This window comes from Pseudomonas avellanae BPIC 631 (assembly GCF_000444135.1).
GTDB classification, from domain to species: Bacteria; Pseudomonadota; Gammaproteobacteria; order Pseudomonadales; family Pseudomonadaceae; genus Aquipseudomonas; species Aquipseudomonas avellanae.
Map to the genome: position 1 here is coordinate 1 of NZ_ATDK01000214.1, position 20601 is coordinate 20601.

The following is a 20601-nucleotide window of genomic DNA, read 5'->3' on the forward strand; positions in this document are numbered from 1 at the left end:
GGATCGCCAAGCCTGGTCATTCATCCGCGACAGCCGATCAATGCTTTCCACCAGTAGTCGGATTAATTCCGGGCGGTCGGCATGGCTGCCACTGGCAGTTTCATACGACGTTCCTTGTGTCTTTTCGATGCAAAAGTGGTGTTTTTCTACTGACCCAGCCCCGCACGAAGCGAGGCCTGGGGTTACACGGTCGATTTCCTATTTACTCCGACGGTCAAGGCGTTGGCTTCGAATAGCGCGCTGTGCGGTTTTTTCAAGTGGGTGGGGGGCTTTATCGAATCGGTCCACCACCTCATTAATTTGGCCCGCGAACTGCTCCAGCTTGAGTAACTCTGCAATCCCAACTGCAACAGGAATGGCTCCATAAAGACAGTAATAGAGTGACGCTGCGATCTCGTCAGGCCCACCTGCACCGACTTTGTAGTTCCAATACTTTCGGCCCTCGTGAGGCTCAATGAAATGATCGAGGGATGTGGCTGATACATGTCCAGCGTCATCAGAGAGCACCTGGTAGGTAAAGTACGCGGGCTCCAAAGCCCTCAGCGCGGCTACCGCTTTGGGACTCATGATGCTAAGTGATTTCTCAAGTTGATCTATCGCTGTCTGCAGGGTTTTCCGCGTACCAGGGTCAGTGCTGTGGGTATGCAGGGTTAGGTAACGGTTACGACGGCTCTTCAAGTGATCATCCCGAAGCATCTGCATAAACGTGGCTTTGTCTCCGCCCATCGCAGCCACCGCGAGACTTACTTCAATGACAGATCGTGCCATAGCGCGGCATTCGACATACATGTCTCGTTCAGCCATCAGGAGTGCCCCTTGCTAGAAACATGCCGCTCGCATTAGCAAACGCACTAGCACCGCATCATCCGCCATCGAACTCGTGTGTACGGTGTTTAGCGACTCTTGCGCCATCGCCATGATCAGTTGGTTCACGTCTTTCGCTAAAGCAAAGAATCTTTCGTTGGCTTGCAAGACGATAGGTACAAGCTCGTCTGCTTCAGAACTGAGAAATCCGGCTGGAGGAAGCTCCCATTGCATACGCCACGCCTCAAAAAATGCATTGATCGACGACCCCTTTGTGTTCCGAGGTGCCTTTTCCTACTTGCTGTCCAAGACAGCGGCTACCCAGCATTTCGCACCGTTACATTCATCACCACCTTCGGCAATGAAAATGTGATCTGTTTCATTCACAGCGTATACGCCTGGGCTCTCATCGCTCGGATCACGCAAGGAATCCTTCCAGCCGTACACCGCGCCTTGCCAGATCAGCACGACGCCTTCACGGTATTCCAGGTTGCCTGCTCGCCACTTCGCTGCGGTCGAGCGTAACGCCTCGATCAGTTGTGCCATGTTCACCTTTTCCTAAATCAGTCTCGCACGAGCTTCAGCATTCCTCCGTCATACCAGGAAAGAGCTAACGACCCATCCTGTGCTAAAAAAAATACCGGACTTTCTTGATCAAAAGGACCCCAGTTGCCAGATTTACACTCAACCCCATAGGGTACGGCTCTTTCGATGCCGAGCTTATGAAGTTGTGGCTCTAGTCCAACTCCGCTCATTGCCGGAAGCCTTTGAAATACAGGTGCCTTGCACACATCTTCCGTAGAGTCTGCTGACGCTTGCCATGCAAGTTGTTCGTGATTGAAACCGAGGCGTCGACCCATGAATCTCGGATCATTATCTTCTAGTGCTTGCACGCCCGAGTCTGATACTGCTACACCTGCAACACGCCAACTGCCGTAAAGCGCGCTTTCTCCAAGCTGATCGCGCTTTGGAGGATCCATACTCACTGCGCATCCTGTCAGCGACAACATAATCAGAAAGGATGAGCTGAAAGAAAATCGAGATTTCATAAATGGGGTCCGTGATTTTGGTGAATGCGAATATCGAATCCTCGTGCTGAGCAGCCCTTGGATCGACATCAGGGCGTGGGGGGCATTAGAACGACTTTTATGAGTTCGTGGAGTGGCTGTTATCCAGAATAGCGTCGCCCTGGATAACGGCAGCCAGCAAGCCCAAAGGCGCGCCAGCCACCCTCACCACTGCTCAGACCCCCATCAATGTTCTGCCCAGCTACACCATATCTGGTGATTGGGTGAACGCGCTAGCCACACCCACCAGCGACACCTGCGCGGTTAGCGCAAAGATCATATCGTTATTGCCCAGATCCTGGGTCCAGTCGTCGGTGAGGGCAATCTCAAACCGATGGCCCTGAGCGTCAGGTTCCACATCCTTGAGGTAGGTGCGGTCCAGATCCGCATTATAGGCCATCTTCAGTGTAGTGCCGGTACCGTCACCGAACCCTGTGTAACCCAGCGTCGACACATCGATCTTGTCGTTGTTGTCTGCGAACCGGACAATCAGGTCCACGAAACTCTGGCTGTCCGTGCGGTAGCTGTCAGTGGCTGCCGTGTAGCGGAATACGTCAGCGTCATTGATGCCATTACGGCCAGAGACCGAAAGGTTCGGGTCGTCGCCGCCGATCAGCAAGTCGGCGCCCGCGCCTCCGATGATCACATCCGAGCCTCTGCCGCCGTCGATACGGTCGTTGCCGGCCAGGCCATAGATGACTTCCGACATTGCGCTTCCCGTGATTACGTCCTTGCCAGCCGTTCCTTCGACGGTGGGGGCCGTGAACACCAGGTTGGTGCTGTTCAACTGCCCCGTCAGGTTGCCTTCGAACGCCAGTTCGAAGCGCTGTCCGTTGGCGTCGGCATCGAAGCTTTTCAGGTATGTGCGCGTGCCCTCGGCGTTGGCCTGGATGGCCAGCGTGCCATTATGGCCATCGCCAATGCCGGTAAAGCCCAACGAAATCAGATCGACACGGTCCTGAGAGGCGTCGAAGTCCAGAATCCGGTCGCTGCCTGTTTCGGTAGCGGTACGGTAGCTGTCGCTGATCTGGGTGAAGCGGAAAATATCTGAGCCCGTCCCGCCTGCCAGCACGTCACGGCCACCCGCGCCTTGCAGCACATCGTCTCCGCCCAGGCCACGGATAATCTCGGCTGTGTCGTTGCCAATCAGGTGGTTGGCCTGGCTGGATCCGTCCACGTGGTATTGGCCGTCCTGGCTGCCGAAGGTGGTGTCCAGGCTGCCATCGGCGTTCAGTCGGGTGATCACGTCGCCGGCGATAAGGATTTTGCCATCAGGCTGAACGATTGCCGAGTGGGCATAGTTCTTCGCGCCTTGGGGCACCTGGATCGTCAGCTTGCCATCGTCACTAAAGGAGGTGTCGAACGAGCCATCCACATTCAGCCGCAGTACGTTGAAGGCGTTATTGTCGTTACTCTCGCCAGCCACGATGATCTTGCCATCGGCTTGCACGGTTATCGCAGCGCGGTAGTCCAGCCCCAGCGCGGTATCAAAATACACCACGCCGTCCACGCCGAACGCGGTATCCAGGTTGCCGTCGGCTGCAAGTCGCTGAACGGCATAAACCGGATCGCCCGGGTCGTGGGGGCCGTCGGCGCCCACATACAGCCAACTGCCGAGCAATACGCTGCCGTCGGGCTGCACAACGGTGGCGATATTACCGGTGCCGTAATGCCCCGTCGGGTTGAGGAGAAGTGCGCCGTTGGCACCGAAATCCTCGACCGGCGCCCCGGTGCTGTCCAGCTTGAACACGATCGCTTGGGACGTGCCGCGAAGGCTGACGTACACCGAGCCATCTGCTGTGGCGTAAATAGCCATTCCATCAGCGCCGATCGGTACATCAAGGCCAGCCGCGCCGCCTTTGCCGAAAGTGGTGTCCAGAGTGCCATCTACGTTGAAGCGTTCTACCTTCAAACCGCCTAGCCCCGGCTGTGCTGATAGCACTTTACCGTCGGCCTGCACCGCCATTACGTAGTAAGCATAATCTTCCGGGTCCAGGTTGCCGGGCACGAGGGCAATTCCCTCTTGGCCGAAGCTGTTGTCCAGGCTGCCGTCAGCGTTGAGGCGCACCGCCGTGTAGCTGCCGCGCGTACCATAGCTTTCATCGCCCGGCGAGCCAGGATAGCCAATGGCAGTCTGGAAGCTTTCGCCACCGACAAGGATTTTGCCGTCAGGCTGAAGGATGATGCTCCAGTTTGAATCGCCACCCGAGGAGGGGTCGACCTGCACTGTCCCCGGGCCTGTTCGCACGGTGTAGTTGATGGTGGCCTTGCTATCGATTGACGCCATGACATTGTCCTTTAGGCATGGAACCCGAACGGATTGGGAAGGGGCTTGCACGGATCCTGTGGATCTGACCCTGGCAAGATGAATAAATGCGAACGGTTTAAGCTTTGCCGACAATCGCAGTGTGAGCACAGTAGACCTGATCGAACGCGTTACGGGGCTTGGCGCACCCCGCAGCGTGTGCCCCGAGGGGGAAAACTACAGCCATCAGGACAATTGCAATTTTCTTCATCTTCGCGCTCACTTCTCTTGGTTGGAATTCTTGGCTGAGCAGATATATTCCTGCCCGTCACGGCTGGCAAGCCATGACTCCTTGCGAAATTGCCTTTGCGATCTTCGCAATCGTTGCGGGGTCCTGCAGGCGTGGCTCCTCGTCTGGATTGGCAATAACACCCGCCTCAACGAGCACAGCCGGCATCGGAGCCGTTTTGAGCACGATCAGATCGTCGAAACGGTGAATACCCAATCTCTGATCAATAAACGGGCGGTTTTCGCCTTTGATCGGTGTCACGTGATAAAGAGACGGCGTTTCGCCAGCCGCAAGCAGCTTCTCACCAATTGCCTTTGCGCAGGCGAGGCTTTGTTGATAATGCGGGTTTAACGTGGACACGAAAATCGAGTACCCCTTGAACTCTCGACGGCGACCCGCATCGATCCACGACTGCTGCATCGAGTCATGGTGAATCGAAACGAACAGGTACGCACCCGGTTCAGCATTGGGTCTGTCAGCTAGCGCGATCTCGAGATTGTTGGCACCTGTACGCGTGACGCGATCACCGCCGGCCTGAAGGTTGCGCGCAACTGCCGAGCTCAGATCCAGGTTGTAAAGATGCTCGACCCTGCCGCTTGCTCCCGTTGCACCTGGATGAGCACGTGTGTGCCCCGCATCGACGATGACCCAATCTGCTTAGCAGGGCGAGGCGCACAGCACGAAAGCAAACGGAATAATTCGCGAAGTCAGCACTTTGAGCATTTTGTTTTTGCCGACGGTGTTGGTTGATAGAGCGCCATCCATCAGAGCGCAGATGCGTATCCAGAATGCATGACGCGTAAATGTCGCTTACATTTTGAAATACAGTGTAGCGAAATCCGGCTTTTGAGTGTTGGGGATGCGGACTGTTATCGCCAGCGTAGGACTACCCAAAGGTTCTCATAAACGGCTCAGCACATCGCCTGATTGCAGCGATGACCTCTGGCACCTGTTCGCTCAGCTCAACCGAACGCGCCAGCACTTGCTCCAGTGCCTGCAATTGCCCGGAGATCACCTCTTGCGGCCGCGCAATATCACAGGCCTGGGCGAAATCCAGCAGGCCCTGCCGCGAGGCAAACAGCGATTTGTTGCCAACCAGATCCAGTGCCAAAACGTCCTCGGGGATGTAAGCCGTGGTGTTGACGATATCGTAGGCTGGAGCGAGCCGGGCATCGCGTTGGATGGGGTCGGAATACAGCAGACCGAAGTTTTTCAAGTGGGCGTCGCCGTTACCGACAATACAGCTCAAGGTCACTATTGCGAATAGCTGGGCCAATGAATCTTGCACCTGGTCGGGGGCACAGAACAGACGGATTGCCTTGGCAATAGCAGAGTAGCTTTTGCTGTATTTCTTCTCGGCAGGTAACCCCATCAGTGCCGCCATGTCCTCGAAGCCTATTGGGTTGAGCTGGTCATCCCGGTCGAAGCGTCGCATGACGAACAGCTTGAAGTTATCGGACAGGTAGAACTCCGGCACGATAATTCCTGCTTCCTTTGCCACGGACATACAAATGAATTCGTTGATCGCCAAGCCAGGAAACTCACCCCGGCCGCTCTTGACGATCAGATCGGAGGTTTTCGACGTGAAACGCTGCGGCGCGGAATCTTGATGCTCTGGAACCAGTACTTTGGGTTGTACGCCCGAGATGCCAGCACGCAGGATGTAACGATCCACCAAGCCCGCGAAGATGTCTTCGGCACCATCCCACGCTAGAATCTCGTCCAGGCGCTCTCCTGAAAACTGCTGTCGTTGCAACAGCGCATCGACCTCCGGCGAACTGACCTTGACTCGGCCGATAGGCGAGCTGCTGCCAGAAAGCGCCAGCAGTAACATTGGATCGACGCTTGCGATCTTGGCCAAACGATTACGTAGCTGCTCCAGAACATAACCTTCCGGCAGATTCATCTGAAAAATCGGGTGCAGCTCGCGATGGCGGTATTCGTCCATGCGCAGGGGCATTAGCAAGCTGACTGCAGCTTGAGTGCTGGCGTCGTGGTGGTAGCGAAACAGGTAGTCACCTGCGCTGCTGACGATTCGCCCACTTTCGCCCTGTGGCGTTGCAACCTGCAGCGTGGTCATCATCAGTCGAACACTCCCTGAATTTCGTCCAGCGTGGGCATGGCAGCGGGTATGACCGAGAGCTCACAATCCAGAGCCCCGAGCACCCGCGCATAGGCTGTCATGCCTACTGAAAGGTCGCCCTTCTCTATAGCGATGACCTTTTGCCGGGTGACTGCAGCCAATGCGGCAAGCCTGGCTTGCGTCAGCCCTCGATTGAGGCGGCGCTGCCGGATCTGCTCGCCAAGGCGCGTTGTGATCAGTGAGTAGTCCATGTTCCGTATACATTACAAATTAGAGTTAATGTAACGTATACCTGACCTTTGAGAAAATCAAATTGATGGGTGAGCAGATTATTTGAGCCGCGACGGCGGCTAGCGGATTTGCTAAAAAGTCTACCCGGCGGCATCGAACCTGACCGCTTAGCGGTACACACAGAGGCACCAATCCACAAACCCAACGCAATCAAAAAGGGCCATACCCCCATGCCCGTAAGGCGAATCAGGCTGATCATGCCTTGCTCTGCGACTCAAGCATTTGAGACATTCCACAACCATGACATTCGCATGCGTTGGGACAGCCTGTTATCCAGCGCGGTAGTCGAAGACGGCAACAGTCATCCTTACGTGGGGGCTATTTCGTCCAATCAGGGGCGGGGCTGGAAACGACTCTTTGCCATGCGCACGCGCTTTGTGAACTACAAGCCCTCACATCACGTTGCTGCTGCCGTCCTGATAGAACCTCAAGGTTGCTTTCAGGAGTGGGCAGCGTCTATGCACCACAAAGACCTCGCCAATAACACGTCCGAACTGACGTACACGTTCAATATGCGTCTGAGACCCCGCTGGCTGGGGTGGATGTTTGATTCGCTGATCAACAGGTTGTTTGAAATTGAAACCCGGCGACGCTTCGCGGCGATGGCGAAGTACCTGGCTGGGGAGCACGGACAGATGCCCTCGAACCAAGACGGGACAATGAATCAGTAAAAGCCGTGATACCTTGCCGGCCTTATTAATGACAAGGAGGTCGCCATGCGCACCCTTTATATCTTCATCACAATGGCATCCGCAGTGTTGGCATCGGGGTGCACCATTAACCAAACGGTGACTCCGGTTCAGCTTTCTCAGGACCTGGCACCGGAAATCTGCATGATCCCTGCTGATGGTCTGCGCGAAGGGTTCAATACGACCTACGTCAGGTTGCTGACCGAGAAAGGCTTTCATACACGTCAGATTCCGCCGGGCAGCAGCCCGTCCAGTTGCCCTCTGACGACGACCTATATCGGAACCTGGAGTTGGGACATGGCCATTTATATGAGTTATGCCGACATTCGCGTTTATCAATTTGGTCAGCAAGTCGGCCAGGCTGAATATGATTCGCGCTGGGGTGGCGGGCGTGTGATCGACAAGTTTATCGATGCAGAGAAAAAGATCACCGAGATGACCAATCAGCTATTTCCAAAAGGCGCGGCTGGGTTGAAAGGCCCCAAAGGTTCGAACTCTGTTGCCGGCACATCTCCCCTGACAAAAGAAGCCTACCAGCAGCAACAGCTCGATCTGCTTAGAGAGCAGAGTCTTCCTTATGCTGAATATCAGAAGCGCTACAAGCAAATAATGGCCGAATAGCTCGACAAGCTCACCGGGATAATTGCCGACTCATGATCCTTTTGCCCATGGTTCGTGGTCAGTGTCAGGTGGCGGGCAGGCAAAATGTCTTCACCGGTTGTGACGCAGAGTGCTGCGCCACTCCCCGAGCAGCGCCACCACGCCAACCCACCTGCCCCCCAGATCCACCTCAACCCCCACGCCATCCAGATGCTGCATAGCGCCCCATTCTGCAATACCCCGAGAATGCAGCTTCAAAAGCGCTTCCCGCTCGCACCATGCTCTGGCAAATGCAGCTGGCCGCGTCGCCTCGGGCATGCTTAGCAACCCGGCAGCTACGTCAGGTCCAAAGTAATCCTGCGCAACCACCTGCCAGTCCGCAACATCCTGGACCTGCATCACATCAATCCCGACCGGCCCCTGTAAGTTCACCGCTGCCAGAGACAACCCGGCTTCGTGACTGATGGAAAACCCAGGCTCCGGCAGACCGTTGATTATCAGCCGTGGGGCATGGCCGGGAATGCTGTTAGAGGTAATCGCATAAAGCGATAACCCGAGCCACTCAACAAGGGCCTCACGCACACAGCTACGAATACGATCTCTCGCTTCGACCCTCGTGGTGCCCGGCTTGATCAGGCAACTGACCAGCAGTACACCGGCCTGAGGAGATGATTTGACTGGGGCAAGCTGGCCATTTTCATCGAATGTCCAGATTGCCCCGACGCTCATACCCTGTCAGGCGCCGCCGGGCAGCCGGCCCAGCGACTGCACGCGGGGATATGTTCGCCTTTCATCACCAGCGTCAGTGGGCCAAGGTGCGCGTCGTTGCCCACTGCGGCGCTGTAGAGCACAGAGCTGCGTGGCCCCATGTAAACGCGCTCGCCGATGGTGACGTGGTCGATTTTCATCACCCGGTCTTCAAACAGGTGCGTTTGCGGACAAGCCCCTGCATTCAGTTCGCTGTCTGCCCCCACGCTGACACAATCAAATTCAGTGATGTCGGTCGTGTCCATATACACCCCACGGCCGATCTTGCAGCCGAGCAGGTTGAAAGCCAGCGGCAACCATGGTGTGCCGCGCAGGTAGCGCATGAAATTTGGCACAGCCATGCCTTCATAGAGGCTGGTGATGCCTTCTGAAAGCCATACAAACGGCGTCCACATTGGGTCGGCACGTTTGCGGTAACGGCCGATGACCAGCCATTTCAGGGCAGCCACCAGCAGGAAATTACCCGCGCTGTAAGCCAGACCAATCACCGCCAGGTAAGCCAGAACAGCACCCCAGCGCTCGTCTTCGGCCAGCGGCATGAGGTCCAGCATGACGGTGTAACCGACAGCGATCACCACAGCGTGCGGGGTCACGATACGCACGCCTTCGACCAGCCCTCGGGCCAGACGGCGCAGCGGTGACGGCTTGAAGGTCAGTGACTCCGGAGCGCCACTCGCTTGTTCGCGAGCGGGGAGATTGATCGGGGGCGAGCCGAGCCAGGTGTCGCCATCGGCCAGTTCACTGTTGTGCGGCGCGCAGGAGTGAACACCGATCAGGACGTTCTCCGGCAGCACCGTACCGTCTGAAATGTAGCTGCCGTTACCGACAAAACTGCGATTGGAGATGACCGTTGGTTGCAGGGTCATCCAGCCACCATCGATACGCTCGTCGCCCAACATCACGGCATCAGCGATGAAAGTTTCATTACCGAGGGTCAGCATGTCGGGGATCACACCCTGTGCGCTGGAGATCTCGGCATCACGCCCGACCTTCGCGCCCAGCAGTCGGTACCAGAACGGTGAATAAACCGTAGCGTAGATGCCCGATAGCACGTTCAGACTCGCCTCCTGAATCTGGCTGATCAACCATTTGGCGCAGTAGGTGTTGCTGTGTACGGCGTAGCGGCCCGGCTTGAGGCGTGGAAACACGATCCAGCGCAATGCGGCAGATGCCAGCACCGTGGCGACGATCAACACGGCACTGGCCGGGAGCGCGAGGATGAAATAGCGGGCAAGTTGCCCAACCACCCCGCTCCCTTCAAACGCCGGCAGAACATGTTGGTTGTCGAACCAGTCGATCAGGAAAAAGGTCGGGAAAACCGGGATGAAAAACAGCAGGGCGACCAATAGAATACCCAGCGCGAAGAACAGCTTCTCCGCACGCAAGCGCGCCTTTGTGACAACGGGACGCGCCGGTTGGCCAAGCGTGTCAAAAGCGCCGACATCACGCGCAGGCGACCCCTGCCAGACACGGCCAGCCGGGACTTCGCGTCCTTGTGCCATCGCCGACTGTGCTTCCAGATGTGCCCACGGGCCGACCGCCGTGTTGCCTTCCATGATCACGTAAGACCCCACACAGGCGTTGTCTTGCAACTCGATACGCCCTAAGTGCAATTGGCCCCGTTCGACGCGTGCGTTCTCGAAGCTGACACCGTTGCCGACGCTCACCCCATCACCCATCTGCAACAGGTCAGGCGCCCTGATGACGGTGCCGCCGATAACGACCTCCTGCCCGACCTTCGCGCCGAGGGCGCGCAACCACACGGGGTAAAACGAAGACCCACTCAACAGGTAAGCCGGTGCTGACTCGACCATACGATCGGCGGCCCACCAGCGAAAGTAGGTGAGGCCCCACAGCGGGTAGACGCCGGGCTTGAGGCGTCCGGCAATCAGCCATTTGGCCGCTATCGCAATGAAGAACTGCAACACAGTGGTGATCAGAAAGACCGAGATAGAAGCCACTGTTGCCAGTGCGACCGAGTCATCGGGCGAGCCGGTGAGAAAGTGATAGGTAAAGAACGGCGCAAGCCACTGCGTCATCCGCAGGCTGACCATTACTGGCAATGCCAGCGCTTGTGCCATCCCGCAACGCCAGCGCCGCCAGGCTGAAGGAGGTGTCCAGTCGACCGGAGCGGACATTTCCTCGGGGGCCTGATCCAGCACTTCAGCAATCGAACCGACGCGCCGTTGCTGGTAAATATCGCGCACAGTGATTTGAGCGAAGCGCGGGTTGGCGCGCAGAGCCGACGCCAGACGTGCAGCAAAGAACGAGTGCCCGCCCAGATCGGTGAAAAAATCAGCATCGCGACGAATTGGCATGCCTGGAAAAAGCGTGGCCAGTGCAGAGAACAGTGCGACCTCACCTTCAGTTTCAGGGGTATCGGACTCAGCACTGCTTGCGTCGATCGTCAACGCAAGAGCCTTGAGTGCCTTGCGGTCGATTTTCCCGGAGGTCAGGCGAGGCATGCTGTCGAGTAGTTCAAAGTGCCCCGGCACCATGTACGGCGGCAGTTGAGCTTGCAGGGCTTTGCGCAACTGACTGGTAAAGCCGGAAGGCGGCTCAGCGTCGCAAACCACGTAAGCAGCCAGTTGATCAACACCGTTTTCGTTACGCAGTAAAACAGCCGTGGTACCGACGCCGGGCTGTTGCGCCAGCAAGGCTTCAATCTCGCCGAGCTCCACACGAAAACCACGAATTTTCACTTGATCGTCGGCACGCCCCAGGCACTGCACCTGCCCTTCGCCATCGATGCGCGCCAGGTCGCCAGTGCGATACAAGCGCGCATCGTGGTAGCCGGTGGACCACGGATTAGAAAGAAATTTCTCCTGCGTCAGGTCCGGTCTTCCGAGATAGCCTTCGGCAACACCGGGGCCGATGATGCACAGCTCGCCCACTTCACCGCGCGGCAACAGGCTCGGCGCAAGACCGCCCCCCACCGAAGCGTCATTGGTGATCACCAGCAAGCCGTAATTGGGCAGCGGAGTGCCGATGGTGACCGGACGTCCACGCGACAACCTCGCGAGGCTGGCCGACACTGTGGCTTCGGTAGGCCCATAGGTATTGAACATTTGCCGATTTGGAGTCGCCCAGCGCTCGACCAGAGACTCGGGGCACATTTCGCCGCCCAGATTGATCAGGCGAAGGCTCGGCACGTCCTCACTGAACAGCGCCAGCAGTGTCGGCACAGCGTGTAAAACGCTGATGCGCTGTTCGTTCAACAGACGCGGCAGCGTCTCGGGGTCACCGCTGGTTTCCTTCGGGCCGATCCAAAGCGTTGCACCCACCAGGTAGGCAATCCAGATTTCCTCGAACGACATATCGAACGCCACCGAGAACCCTTGGTAAACCCGGTCGCTGGCGCGGATGCCGAGTATCGCGTTCTCACTGCGCAGAAAATGGCAGATGCTGCGCTGGGAAATCACGATGCCCTTGGGTTTGCCGGTCGAACCCGAGGTGTAGATGACGTAGGCGGGATGGTCCGGCGAGGCCCCGCTGCGTCGCACCGCAATTCTGTCGTTGGGGGCCAGCAGCGCCTCGGCCGTCCACGTCTCCAGCCCCGTTTCAGCCAGCATAGGCCGCAGCGCTTCACTGCAAACCACACCGACGGCACTGGCATCCTCCACGCAGATTTGCAGACGCTCCATCGGTGTGTCCTGATCCACCGGCAGCCAGGCCGCGCCAGTCTTGGCGATGCCGGCCTGCATGATCAGAAGCTCGATGCCACGCGGCAGCCAGAGGCCGACGATCTGCCCAGGTCGAACACCCGCTTCAATCAGCGCCGACGCCACTTGATCGGCTTGTCGGTCCAACTCGCCATAACTGATCCGGCGTTCGCCGAAGATCAATGCCACCTGTGCAGGATCGCGGTGTGCGCTGGCTTCCAGCAGATCAGCCAGCACCTCTTCACGTAGCAGTTCGGGTTGAATAGAGCCGTAAATGACATCCGGCGATGATTCGTTCTGGCGAGATTCGGACAGGTTCAGGTTATTCATGGCAGCAGGTAATTAGCTCGTCTGAAGGGGGAAGCCTGAGAGTTTCTGGTTATGCATTCAGAGCCGGTCCTTCAGCGGGTAGCCTGTTTTATAGGCATGACGTATCTGCAATATGTCTGTTTTGATACATTTTGACTGGAGCGCTGCAGCTCTCACCGTGGCGAGAGAACAGGCTGGCAACGCGAATATGGCAAAGGCAGGCTGTACGAATGTTGAACGATGGATCGAAGGTATGTAGCGATCAGAGATCACAACAAACGCCAAAGTGTCTCCCGCGTGGCTGGACGGTGAGTCAGCGATTGACGGTCAATGACCGCCCTCAGCCCAGCGCCGACATGAGCTTGCGGCATCAGAGAGAAGCCATGCTTTCGAAACCAGGGCCCGTTCCAGAGCGGTTCGCGGAATGTCGTCAGGCTCACCGCTTTAACCTGCTGGGCATGCGCATGCGCCATGACGGACAACAACAACCCCTCCCCCACGCCATTGCCTGAAGCCTCAGGATCAACAGCGATGGTGTCCAGGTACAAAAGACCGTCAAGAGGCCGCATGGCTGCAAAGCCGATGACGCGTTGACTGTCCCTGTCGACAGCGACCATAACCCGGCAGACGTTGAACCTTTCTTCGCTCAGCGCAGGGCTGTCGGCGACGTGCGCGAGTGAAGGAATGATTTTATAGCGGACACGAGCCTGCGCTGAGAGACGTATCAAATCCGACAGATCGTTGTCTTGTGACAGGCGCAGGTCGAACTTCACGGAGTTTCCCCTTTGATCGCTGTAACGAGCCCGAAAGAGCTTGCGCCGGCACAAGACAAATCAATTGTTACCGTAACGGATCAGGAAAATAGCCGCCCGTTTCGTCACCACGGGCAATGAGCCCAACTCGATGGTTTCATTTTCACTGTGCGCACCCGTCCCCCACGCACCAAGGCCGTCCAGGCTCGCGGTTACATACTTGTTCACATAGGAAATATCTGCGCCGCCTCGTTCTGCTGAGGGCGCCGACTCCAGAGCAGGTCCGTCGAGATCCTGGCTGACCTGACTGTAGGCTGCCAGTAGTTGGCGATTGCTTTCGCGATCCGCCATGACCGGCATGATGGCTTTTATTTTCAGGTCGCTGTTGGTCTGCGGCAGCGGGTGACTGGCTATTTCCTTCATTCGGGTTTCCGCAGAGGCTCTCTGGTCTTCACTGCTGAAGCGCAAGTCACCATGCACCGATGTGATCCGGGCAACCGTTGTCTTTCTTCCAGACGCCGTGCCTTGGCCACTGGCACTGTCTTCTGCAGCCGTTGAGCCGCCCAGAATGAGTCCCGGATTGATGGTCAGGCCCTGCTCGTTTGACAGTTTCTGACGAATCTCGTCAAGCACTCGGGCCGACTCGTACATGGCACCAAAACCGGTCTCAGGCTGAAAGATCGTCGCTGAATGTTTGTCGATGCCGGTGCTGGTCAAAAACCATTCGCTCAGCCCTCTTCGCTCGGTGATCAACTGATTGGGCGACAAGGCGAATTCGAAGCCCAGCGCAATGTCGCTTCTTTTGGCTTCGGCGATCAGCCACTCTCTGGAAATCTCGGTCGGTTTGGCTGCAAGCTCTTCATCGCCTATCAAGACTACCGAGATGTTCATCTTTTCCAGCGCGCCGCTGTGCTTGAGCGCCTGCAATGCATAAAGCATCGTGACCACGCCGCCTTTGTCATCGATGACGCCGGGGCCTTTGGCTTTTTTGCCGCCGTCCAGGTAAGCGAACGTCTGAAAGCTGCTTGTTTGAGGAAAGACCGTATCCAGATGGCCTATCAGCAGAACCCGTTTTGCAGACTTGTTGCCGTCATGCACAGCGACAAGGCTGCCGGCATGGTTCATTGCCGAGGGCAGGTCGTGCCAGGTGGTCTCGAAGCCCAATGCCTCCAGCTCCGGCTTGATCAGGTTACCGACCTTGACGACACCCTCAACGTTGTCTGTCCCGCTGTTGATGTTCACCAGTTTCTCAAGCAACGCGATCTGTTCGGTGCCGTGACTGTCGATGTAAGACGTGATGCTTTGTTCATCCCGTGCCGTTCCTGCCCATGCACCTTTGCAGACGAACAGAGTAAAGATCAGAGCAATACATTTTTTCATGCGGGGTAGAGTCCACTTGGCGATCAATCAATAGCATCAGATTACCCATGACGGGCCTGACTGTGCCGACTTAAGTGGCAGGCAGGCGCTTTCGGTTCCATTGAAAGGGCGTTCGACAGATGCAAACCCGGACATTTTACCCACCCAAAGAAGCAACTCTGGAAGATGAGCCGAATAGCCTGCACAATCGGCTCATCTTATGAGCCGAATAAATCCTTTATTCGGCTCACTGCACAGGCATATCCGATGTCCGAACATCTCTGGATCTGGCAGCAACCGGACTGGCCGTTTTTCAGCTGGGACGAAGAACGCATCGCGCCGTTGCTGCGAGCATGTGCCAAGGCTCAAGGGCAGTTGCTGGGTATGAGCAGTGCTGTGGCTGGCGATACCGGAATGCAGGAGGTTCTGGATACGCTGCTACAGAACATCATCACCTCGTCTGCCATTGAAGGCGAGCAGTTGAATGTGGGCTCTGTGAGGTCTTCACTGGCCCGTCGCCTGGGGATTGCCGATAAAGGCAAGCTGAGCCCTCGCAGTGAGGGGTTGGCCGAACTGATGCTGGACGCCACCCGAGGACACGCCCAGGCGCTTGACTTGCAGCGTCTGTATGACTGGCATCGCTGGCTGTTTCCAGCGGAGGACAACTCAGTCTCCGGGCGCATTGTGGTCGGCCAACTGCGTGGCGACGATCCCATGCAGGTTGTTTCCGGAAGACTTGATCGGCCCACGGTGCATTTTGAAGCGCCACCCCGCACGGTGCTTTCCCGGCAGCTGGACGATTTTATCGACTGGTTTGCCATCAGCCAGAATGACCAGCGTCTTGACCCATTCATACGTGCCGGTATTGCACATTTCTGGTTTGTGACGCTGCATCCCTTTGATGACGGCAATGGTCGTCTGACACGAGCACTGACTGACCTGGCACTGGCTCAGGGCGATCAGCAGGCCATTCGGCTGTTCGCCATGTCGGCCAGCATCCTCGACGACCGGACCGGGTATTACCGCGTACTGGAGGCCAGCCAGAAAAGCACGACCGACATAACCCAATGGCTGGAGTGGTTTCTGCGCACATTGCTGAGCAGTATTGAGCATGCCTTGGCTCGCATTGAACGCGTGCTGGCCAAAACACGGTTTTGGCAACTGCACACCCGCGACGGCTTGTCCGCCGAGCAGGTAAAGGTGCTCAATCGTCTGCTTGACGGAGGCGAGCGCGGTTTTGAAGAGGGGCTGAGCGCTGCGCAGTATCAAGCCGTGGCGAAAGTTTCCAAAGCCACGGCTACCCGTCATTTAAGCGCCCTGCTCGCCAACAACTGCCTGGTGCGCTTGCCAGGTGGCGGTCGAAGTACACGCTATCAGATCAATTGGTCTGCGCTGTAAAGAATCCCGCAGCCGATCCGAAAACCTGTCAGACCCATCTGAATGCCATGGAAAGGACTCCCCATGAATTACAGCGCCATCTTCGCCCCAGCCATCCATATCCTGATCTGGCTGCTTCCTGCGTTACTGCTGCTGGCGCTGCTCAAATCACCTTGGGCCAAAGGTCATATAGGCGAACTGTGGGTGCGTCTTTTTGCTCACTGGAAGCTGGATAAGACAGTCTATCGCCGCCTGCACAATGTCACCCTGAACACTGCAGACGGCACCACACAGATTGACCATGTGTTCATCTCGCCCTTTGGCATTTTCGTGCTGGAAACCAAGAACATGCGCGGTTGGATTTTTGACAGCGAAAAACAGCCACAGTGGACACAAAAAATCTACCGACAGACACTCAGGTTTCAGAACCCGTTACGGCAGAACTACAAACACCTCAAGGCGCTGGAGGCAACGCTTGCGGTCGACATGAGCAACCTGCACTCCGTCATCAGCTTTGTGGGCGAAAGCACGTTCAAAACGCCTATGCCCAGTAACGTGACACAGGGCGCGGGCTTCATTCGCTACATCCGTTCATTTCAGCAGCGAGTATTTAGTGAGGCGCAGGTCGATGCCCTTGTGAGCACTCTGCAAGCAGGCCGACGTCCACCCAATCGCGCAACTCATCGTGAGCACGTGCGCAACCTCAAAAACAGAGAATGAGTGCTAACGCTTAAGGCGCGCCCCACTGGTCGCAGTGACCGCAGCATCCAGTTCCGCGCCAGCAATGAACTGGCTGTAGTAGTCGTGCAGTTCGGCCTCCCAGCTTGCGACTTCATCCAGCACGGCTTCGGCTTGCGACCTGTTCAGCGCAAAGTGACTGTGCTGGCTCAACAGATTGCCTCGATTGAGACGCGGCCCTTCGATACCCACCGACATGGCAAGCACCTGAGCAGGCCCTTCGTCCAGAATCGGCAGCACGTCGTACATGGGCGACAGCCGCCAGGTGCCGTCTTTCCAGATAACCGCGTGGTTACGAGGATGATCATCGGCATTGCCGACCAGCACGTTATAGGCCATGCGCCGATACAGCTCTCGCCTGTCCTGATCGGGAGCCCCCCGACGATAGAGCTCGTCAGCGAGTGCAGCGTATTGCCAGTCCGGATGGCTACGCGCTTTCCACTCTGCATCCAGCAATGTCAGCCCGCTGAGCATCGGCAGACGTCGAAAACGACCGGTCCGCTCTTCAAAAATCCGGTCAAAGCGCTCGACCAGAAGCGTATTGATTCTTTCACTGCGATACAGCAACGTGTTGGCCGCCTGAAGCCCTTTGAGCCCTGCGAATGTCATGCAGGCATGCTCTACAGAAGGCAGATCATAGTGATCGAATTTGTCACGGGGCTTGGCCAGGATCAACTTCTTGTCGAACAGGTAGGTTCGCTTTGGACGAGCGCCACCCGCCGAAGATCGCTGATCCCTGACCTTGAGAATCTCCAGTTGCTCAGCAGTGAGTTGGCTGTCATAGATTGCTTCGCAAGTATCGATAAAGTGATCGAGGCCTCTGGCATGCAGGACCTTGGGAGGCGTCTGGCCCAACCCGTCCTGCGGCACGCGCGCAGCACCGGCCATGATGTTGCCCGCTCTGTCGCCGTTGGGGGACTTGAGCAGAAGCTGGATCGAATCCAGCGGGCCTTTCTCAACCCGATGCAACAGCCGCTCACCCCAGCCGTCCGGCATGGCGTCGTCAATAAAACCGGGAACGCCGCCATTTTTCGTCACGGAATAAGAGCGCGCAGACAGCGGATACCTGAAAGGATCCGGCACCCAGATGTTTTCCTGCACCGCATCAGGTGAATACTGAAAAGTCCCGACACCGGACTGAATCGTCAGCTTGCCCAGCGTAAGCGTTCGCCCGCTGACAGGGCACTCCATGTAAATATAAGCCTGAGCCATCAGAAGTCCTCCGGCCTGTTTCTGGGCAAGCGGACGCGCTTGCGGTCGGCAGCTTCAAGCTGTTCGACGCTGAACGACTCGTCGTCTCGCAGCCCCTGAAACAAGCGCTCTGACACGCCCAGGCCCCAGACCACCAGCATGAAGTCGCGCAGCGATACGCCCTCTGCGCTGCCGGCTTCAATGCGGCGAAACGTGCGGAGCGTGATGCCCAGCCTCTCGGCAAGATCAATCTGGCGAACGCCCTGTTGCAGCCTGGCCTGCTTTACCAGCAGGGCGATCCGCATCAGCGTGTCGGTGCATTGAACGGGGAAAAAAGCTTTCATGAGCAATACCGGCAAGCAGGGCACGGGAAATCAAGAGATCAAGAGATCAAGAGATCAAGAGATCAAGAGATCAAGAGATCAAGAGATCACAAAGTAGCACGTATGCACACTTGTGACTGCAGATAATAGATCATGAAAACATACATTAAGCACGATAAGGACTCATATAAAGCCACCTTACAAAGGCATAAACCTTGCTCTTACTGCATTCAGGGCTCTTTTCCTACCGTCCATGTGCGCAATGCCATGCTCACCAATCGCCAACAAACCCCACCCATCGCCGGTCAAATGTGGCTTACTGAGGCCTACCATCATCCAATCAGGGATCTCTTCCCTACCCTCGCGGTCTCTTAACGCATGACGAATTCGCGCTCTGCCTTCATACCCTCCTGGCTTCGCCCTGTTCTGCGTCCTTTGCTGGATCCGTATCGCCGTTACCGGCATGCGCGGCTGATCCATGCGGCGCGGATTGCGGTGGGGTTGCTGGTGACCATCCTGTTGACCACGGGCCTGAATCTGCCGCACGGCGAATGGGCATCGGTGACCATGCTGATCGTGATCGGCGGCTTGCAGCATCACGGCAATATCGGCAAAAAGTCAGTCGAACGGGCCTATGGGACGCTGATCGGCGCCGGGCTCGGCCTGATTGTGGTGGTGCAGCAGGGTTACCTGGAAATTCCGCTGCTGACCTACGCAATGATGTCAGTGCTGTGCGGCTTTTTCGCCTATCACGCCATCGGCAAGGGCGGCTACACCGCGCTGCTTTCGGCGATTACGCTGTTTATCGTCGCCGGGCATGGCTACAACCCGATCAGCGACGGGCTATGGCGCACGGTGGATATCCTGATTGGTATCGCGCTGGCGCTGGCCTTCTCGTTCGCGCTGCCGTTGTACGCCGTGTTTTCGTGGCGCTACAACCTGGCCAGCGGCCTGCGTGACTGCGCCAAGGTGTATGGACGCGTTGTGCAAGGCCAGCCGGTCACCGCTGACGAGCACCTCAAGCTCACGGCCAGGCTCAACGCCACGATGCTGCAATTGCGCTCGCTGCTGCCGTCGGTCTCCAAGGAAGTGAAGATGTCCATGGTCGAGCTGGACGCCATTCAGGGGCATTTCCGCATGTGCCTGAGCACCCTGGAAATTCTCGCCAACATTCGTCCCGCAGACCTGGACAAAGTGGCGGGCGAATCGTTGAAAGCCTCGCTGGACGGCGATTACCGGCAGATCCGTCGGCAGTTGATCGGCATGGCCCGCGCGCTGCAAACCGGCGCGACCGAGCGTTTGATACGTACACCTGAAACGACTGAAACGCCAGCGGTGCAGCCAGTCATACCGGCCGAATTGATGGGCTATCACTTGATGACTCAGCAACTGGCGAAGAACCTCGACGGCTTGCAGGCACGTCTGGCCAAGACCGCCAAGCGCTGGAAGTTCTGAAGGAAATGCCCGTGTCCGAAACCCGCCCGCCCGTGCTCGATGAAATTGATCAGAAATTGATCGCTGCGCTGCAAATCAATGCACGCGAAAGCGTCGCCATGCTGGCCCGCCAACTGGGCATCGCCCGCACCACCGTCACCTCACGGCTGGCGAGGCTGGAAAGCAGCAAAGTGATCACCGGCTATGGCGTGCGCCTGGCGCAACGCGTGGTGAACGGCGGCTTGCAGGCCTATGTCGGCATCACCGTACAACCGCGCTCGGGCAAGGAAGTGCTGCGGCGGCTGAGTGCGATGGCGCAGGTTCAGCAATTGTGTGCGGTGAGTGGCGAGTTCGATTATGTCGCCTGGTTGCGCACGGATTCTCCGGAGCAACTGGACCAGCTTCTTGACCTGATTGGCAGCGTGGACGGCGTGGAGAAAACCACCACGTCGATCATTCTCAGCAGCAAGATCGACCGTGGGCAGCCGGTCTGACTCAGTGCTGACAACGGCGAACAGTCAAAATAACCAATAGCTTCGTCATTTAGCACAAACAAACAGCATTTCGACGACACTTTGCGTCTTATTAACGTGCTCGCGCTTATCTAGACTGTTGTTTTT

20 protein-coding genes and 1 pseudogene are annotated in these 20601 nt (G+C 57.1%); 6 read left to right on the plus strand and 15 right to left on the minus strand.

Going from position 1 to position 20601, the window contains the following annotated elements:
- The 8 genes and pseudogenes from DW49_RS1000000133615 to DW49_RS0108200 form a co-directional block, all read right to left on the minus strand.
- Nucleotides 1–102: pseudogene (locus DW49_RS1000000133615) on the minus strand (recombinase family protein); the annotation flags it as partial.
- 96 nt (nt 103–198) lie between these two features.
- A complete protein-coding gene (locus DW49_RS0108160; protein ID WP_024421213.1) occupies nt 199–804 on the minus strand; it encodes a hypothetical protein in 606 nt (201 codons plus the stop codon).
- Between the two features lie 294 nt (nt 805–1098).
- Nucleotides 1099–1350, minus strand: coding sequence for a hypothetical protein (locus tag DW49_RS0108170; protein WP_024421214.1), 252 nt, complete (start codon nt 1348–1350; stop codon nt 1099–1101).
- A 17-nt stretch (nt 1351–1367) separates the two neighbouring features.
- A complete protein-coding gene (locus DW49_RS1000000129825) occupies nt 1368–1853 on the minus strand; it encodes a hypothetical protein (RefSeq protein ID WP_081591346.1) in 486 nt (161 codons plus the stop codon).
- A gap of 220 nt (nt 1854–2073) precedes the next feature.
- Nucleotides 2074–4158 (minus strand): hemolysin-type calcium-binding region, encoded by a 2085-nt coding sequence (locus DW49_RS0108175; RefSeq protein ID WP_005614052.1) that lies wholly within the window; start codon nt 4156–4158, stop codon nt 2074–2076.
- A 286-nt stretch (nt 4159–4444) separates the two neighbouring features.
- Nucleotides 4445–5050, minus strand: a complete 606-nt coding sequence (locus tag DW49_RS0108185) for an N-acetylmuramoyl-L-alanine amidase family protein (RefSeq protein WP_029768655.1) — start codon at nt 5048–5050, stop codon at nt 4445–4447.
- A 241-nt stretch (nt 5051–5291) separates the two neighbouring features.
- Nucleotides 5292–6488 (minus strand): type II toxin-antitoxin system HipA family toxin, encoded by a 1197-nt coding sequence (locus DW49_RS0108195; RefSeq protein WP_005614050.1) that lies wholly within the window; start codon nt 6486–6488, stop codon nt 5292–5294.
- Nucleotides 6488–6739: a helix-turn-helix transcriptional regulator gene (locus tag DW49_RS0108200; RefSeq protein WP_005614049.1), complete on the minus strand. Its 252-nt coding sequence runs from the start codon at nt 6737–6739 to the stop codon at nt 6488–6490. The genes DW49_RS0108195 and DW49_RS0108200 overlap by 1 nt, the downstream gene beginning before the upstream one ends.
- Nucleotides 6740–6949: 210 nt before the next feature.
- Between DW49_RS0108200 and DW49_RS1000000132810 the strand changes: the two genes are divergently transcribed.
- Together DW49_RS1000000132810 and DW49_RS0108210 are read left to right on the plus strand one after the other, a co-directional pair.
- A complete protein-coding gene (locus DW49_RS1000000132810; RefSeq protein ID WP_024420356.1) occupies nt 6950–7450 on the plus strand; it encodes a hypothetical protein in 501 nt (166 codons plus the stop codon).
- 45 nt (nt 7451–7495) lie between these two features.
- Entirely contained in the window at nt 7496–8089 is a 594-nt protein-coding gene (locus tag DW49_RS0108210; protein ID WP_005614047.1) for an Sbal_3080 family lipoprotein, read from the plus strand.
- A gap of 90 nt (nt 8090–8179) precedes the next feature.
- Here DW49_RS0108210 and DW49_RS0108215 read toward each other — a convergent pair whose 3' ends face one another.
- The 4 genes from DW49_RS0108215 to DW49_RS0108230 form a co-directional block, all read right to left on the minus strand.
- On the minus strand, nt 8180–8797 hold the full coding sequence (locus DW49_RS0108215; RefSeq protein ID WP_024420357.1) for a 4'-phosphopantetheinyl transferase family protein: 618 nt from the start codon (nt 8795–8797) through the stop codon (nt 8180–8182).
- Nucleotides 8794–12828, minus strand: coding sequence for a Pls/PosA family non-ribosomal peptide synthetase (locus DW49_RS0108220; protein WP_024421215.1), 4035 nt, complete (start codon nt 12826–12828; stop codon nt 8794–8796). Before DW49_RS0108220 ends, DW49_RS0108215 begins: the two co-directional genes overlap by 4 nt.
- A gap of 248 nt (nt 12829–13076) precedes the next feature.
- A complete protein-coding gene (locus DW49_RS0108225; RefSeq protein ID WP_005614045.1) occupies nt 13077–13580 on the minus strand; it encodes a GNAT family N-acetyltransferase in 504 nt (167 codons plus the stop codon).
- A 60-nt stretch (nt 13581–13640) separates the two neighbouring features.
- Complete coding sequence (locus tag DW49_RS0108230) at nt 13641–14939, minus strand: M20 family metallopeptidase (protein ID WP_005614044.1); 1299 nt, start codon at nt 14937–14939, stop codon at nt 13641–13643.
- Between the two features lie 246 nt (nt 14940–15185).
- On the opposite strand from DW49_RS0108230, the gene DW49_RS0108235 reads away from it, so the two are divergent.
- Together DW49_RS0108235 and DW49_RS0108240 are read left to right on the plus strand one after the other, a co-directional pair.
- Nucleotides 15186–16316, plus strand: a complete 1131-nt coding sequence (locus tag DW49_RS0108235) for a Fic family protein (protein WP_005614043.1) — start codon at nt 15186–15188, stop codon at nt 16314–16316.
- A 63-nt stretch (nt 16317–16379) separates the two neighbouring features.
- Nucleotides 16380–17015, plus strand: coding sequence for a nuclease-related domain-containing protein (locus DW49_RS0108240; protein WP_005614042.1), 636 nt, complete (start codon nt 16380–16382; stop codon nt 17013–17015).
- A 3-nt stretch (nt 17016–17018) separates the two neighbouring features.
- On the opposite strand, the gene DW49_RS0108245 is transcribed toward DW49_RS0108240, so the two are convergent.
- From DW49_RS0108245 to DW49_RS1000000134010, 3 genes are all read right to left on the minus strand, one after another.
- Nucleotides 17019–18245, minus strand: a complete 1227-nt coding sequence (locus DW49_RS0108245; RefSeq protein ID WP_005614041.1) for a type II toxin-antitoxin system HipA family toxin — start codon at nt 18243–18245, stop codon at nt 17019–17021.
- Nucleotides 18245–18568, minus strand: coding sequence for a helix-turn-helix domain-containing protein (locus tag DW49_RS0108250; protein WP_005614040.1), 324 nt, complete (start codon nt 18566–18568; stop codon nt 18245–18247). The genes DW49_RS0108245 and DW49_RS0108250 overlap by 1 nt, the downstream gene beginning before the upstream one ends.
- A 177-nt stretch (nt 18569–18745) precedes the next feature.
- Entirely contained in the window at nt 18746–19012 is a 267-nt protein-coding gene (locus DW49_RS1000000134010; RefSeq protein WP_029768840.1) for a hypothetical protein, read from the minus strand.
- Here DW49_RS1000000134010 and DW49_RS0108255 point away from each other — a divergent pair.
- Both DW49_RS0108255 and DW49_RS0108260 read left to right on the plus strand, forming a co-directional pair.
- A complete protein-coding gene (locus DW49_RS0108255; protein ID WP_024420833.1) occupies nt 18926–20002 on the plus strand; it encodes an FUSC family protein in 1077 nt (358 codons plus the stop codon). The two genes, DW49_RS1000000134010 and DW49_RS0108255, sit on opposite strands and share 87 nt — an antisense overlap.
- 11 nt (nt 20003–20013) lie before the next feature.
- Complete coding sequence (locus tag DW49_RS0108260) at nt 20014–20475, plus strand: Lrp/AsnC family transcriptional regulator (protein ID WP_003383369.1); 462 nt, start codon at nt 20014–20016, stop codon at nt 20473–20475.
- Nucleotides 20476–20601: the final 126 nt, after the last annotated feature.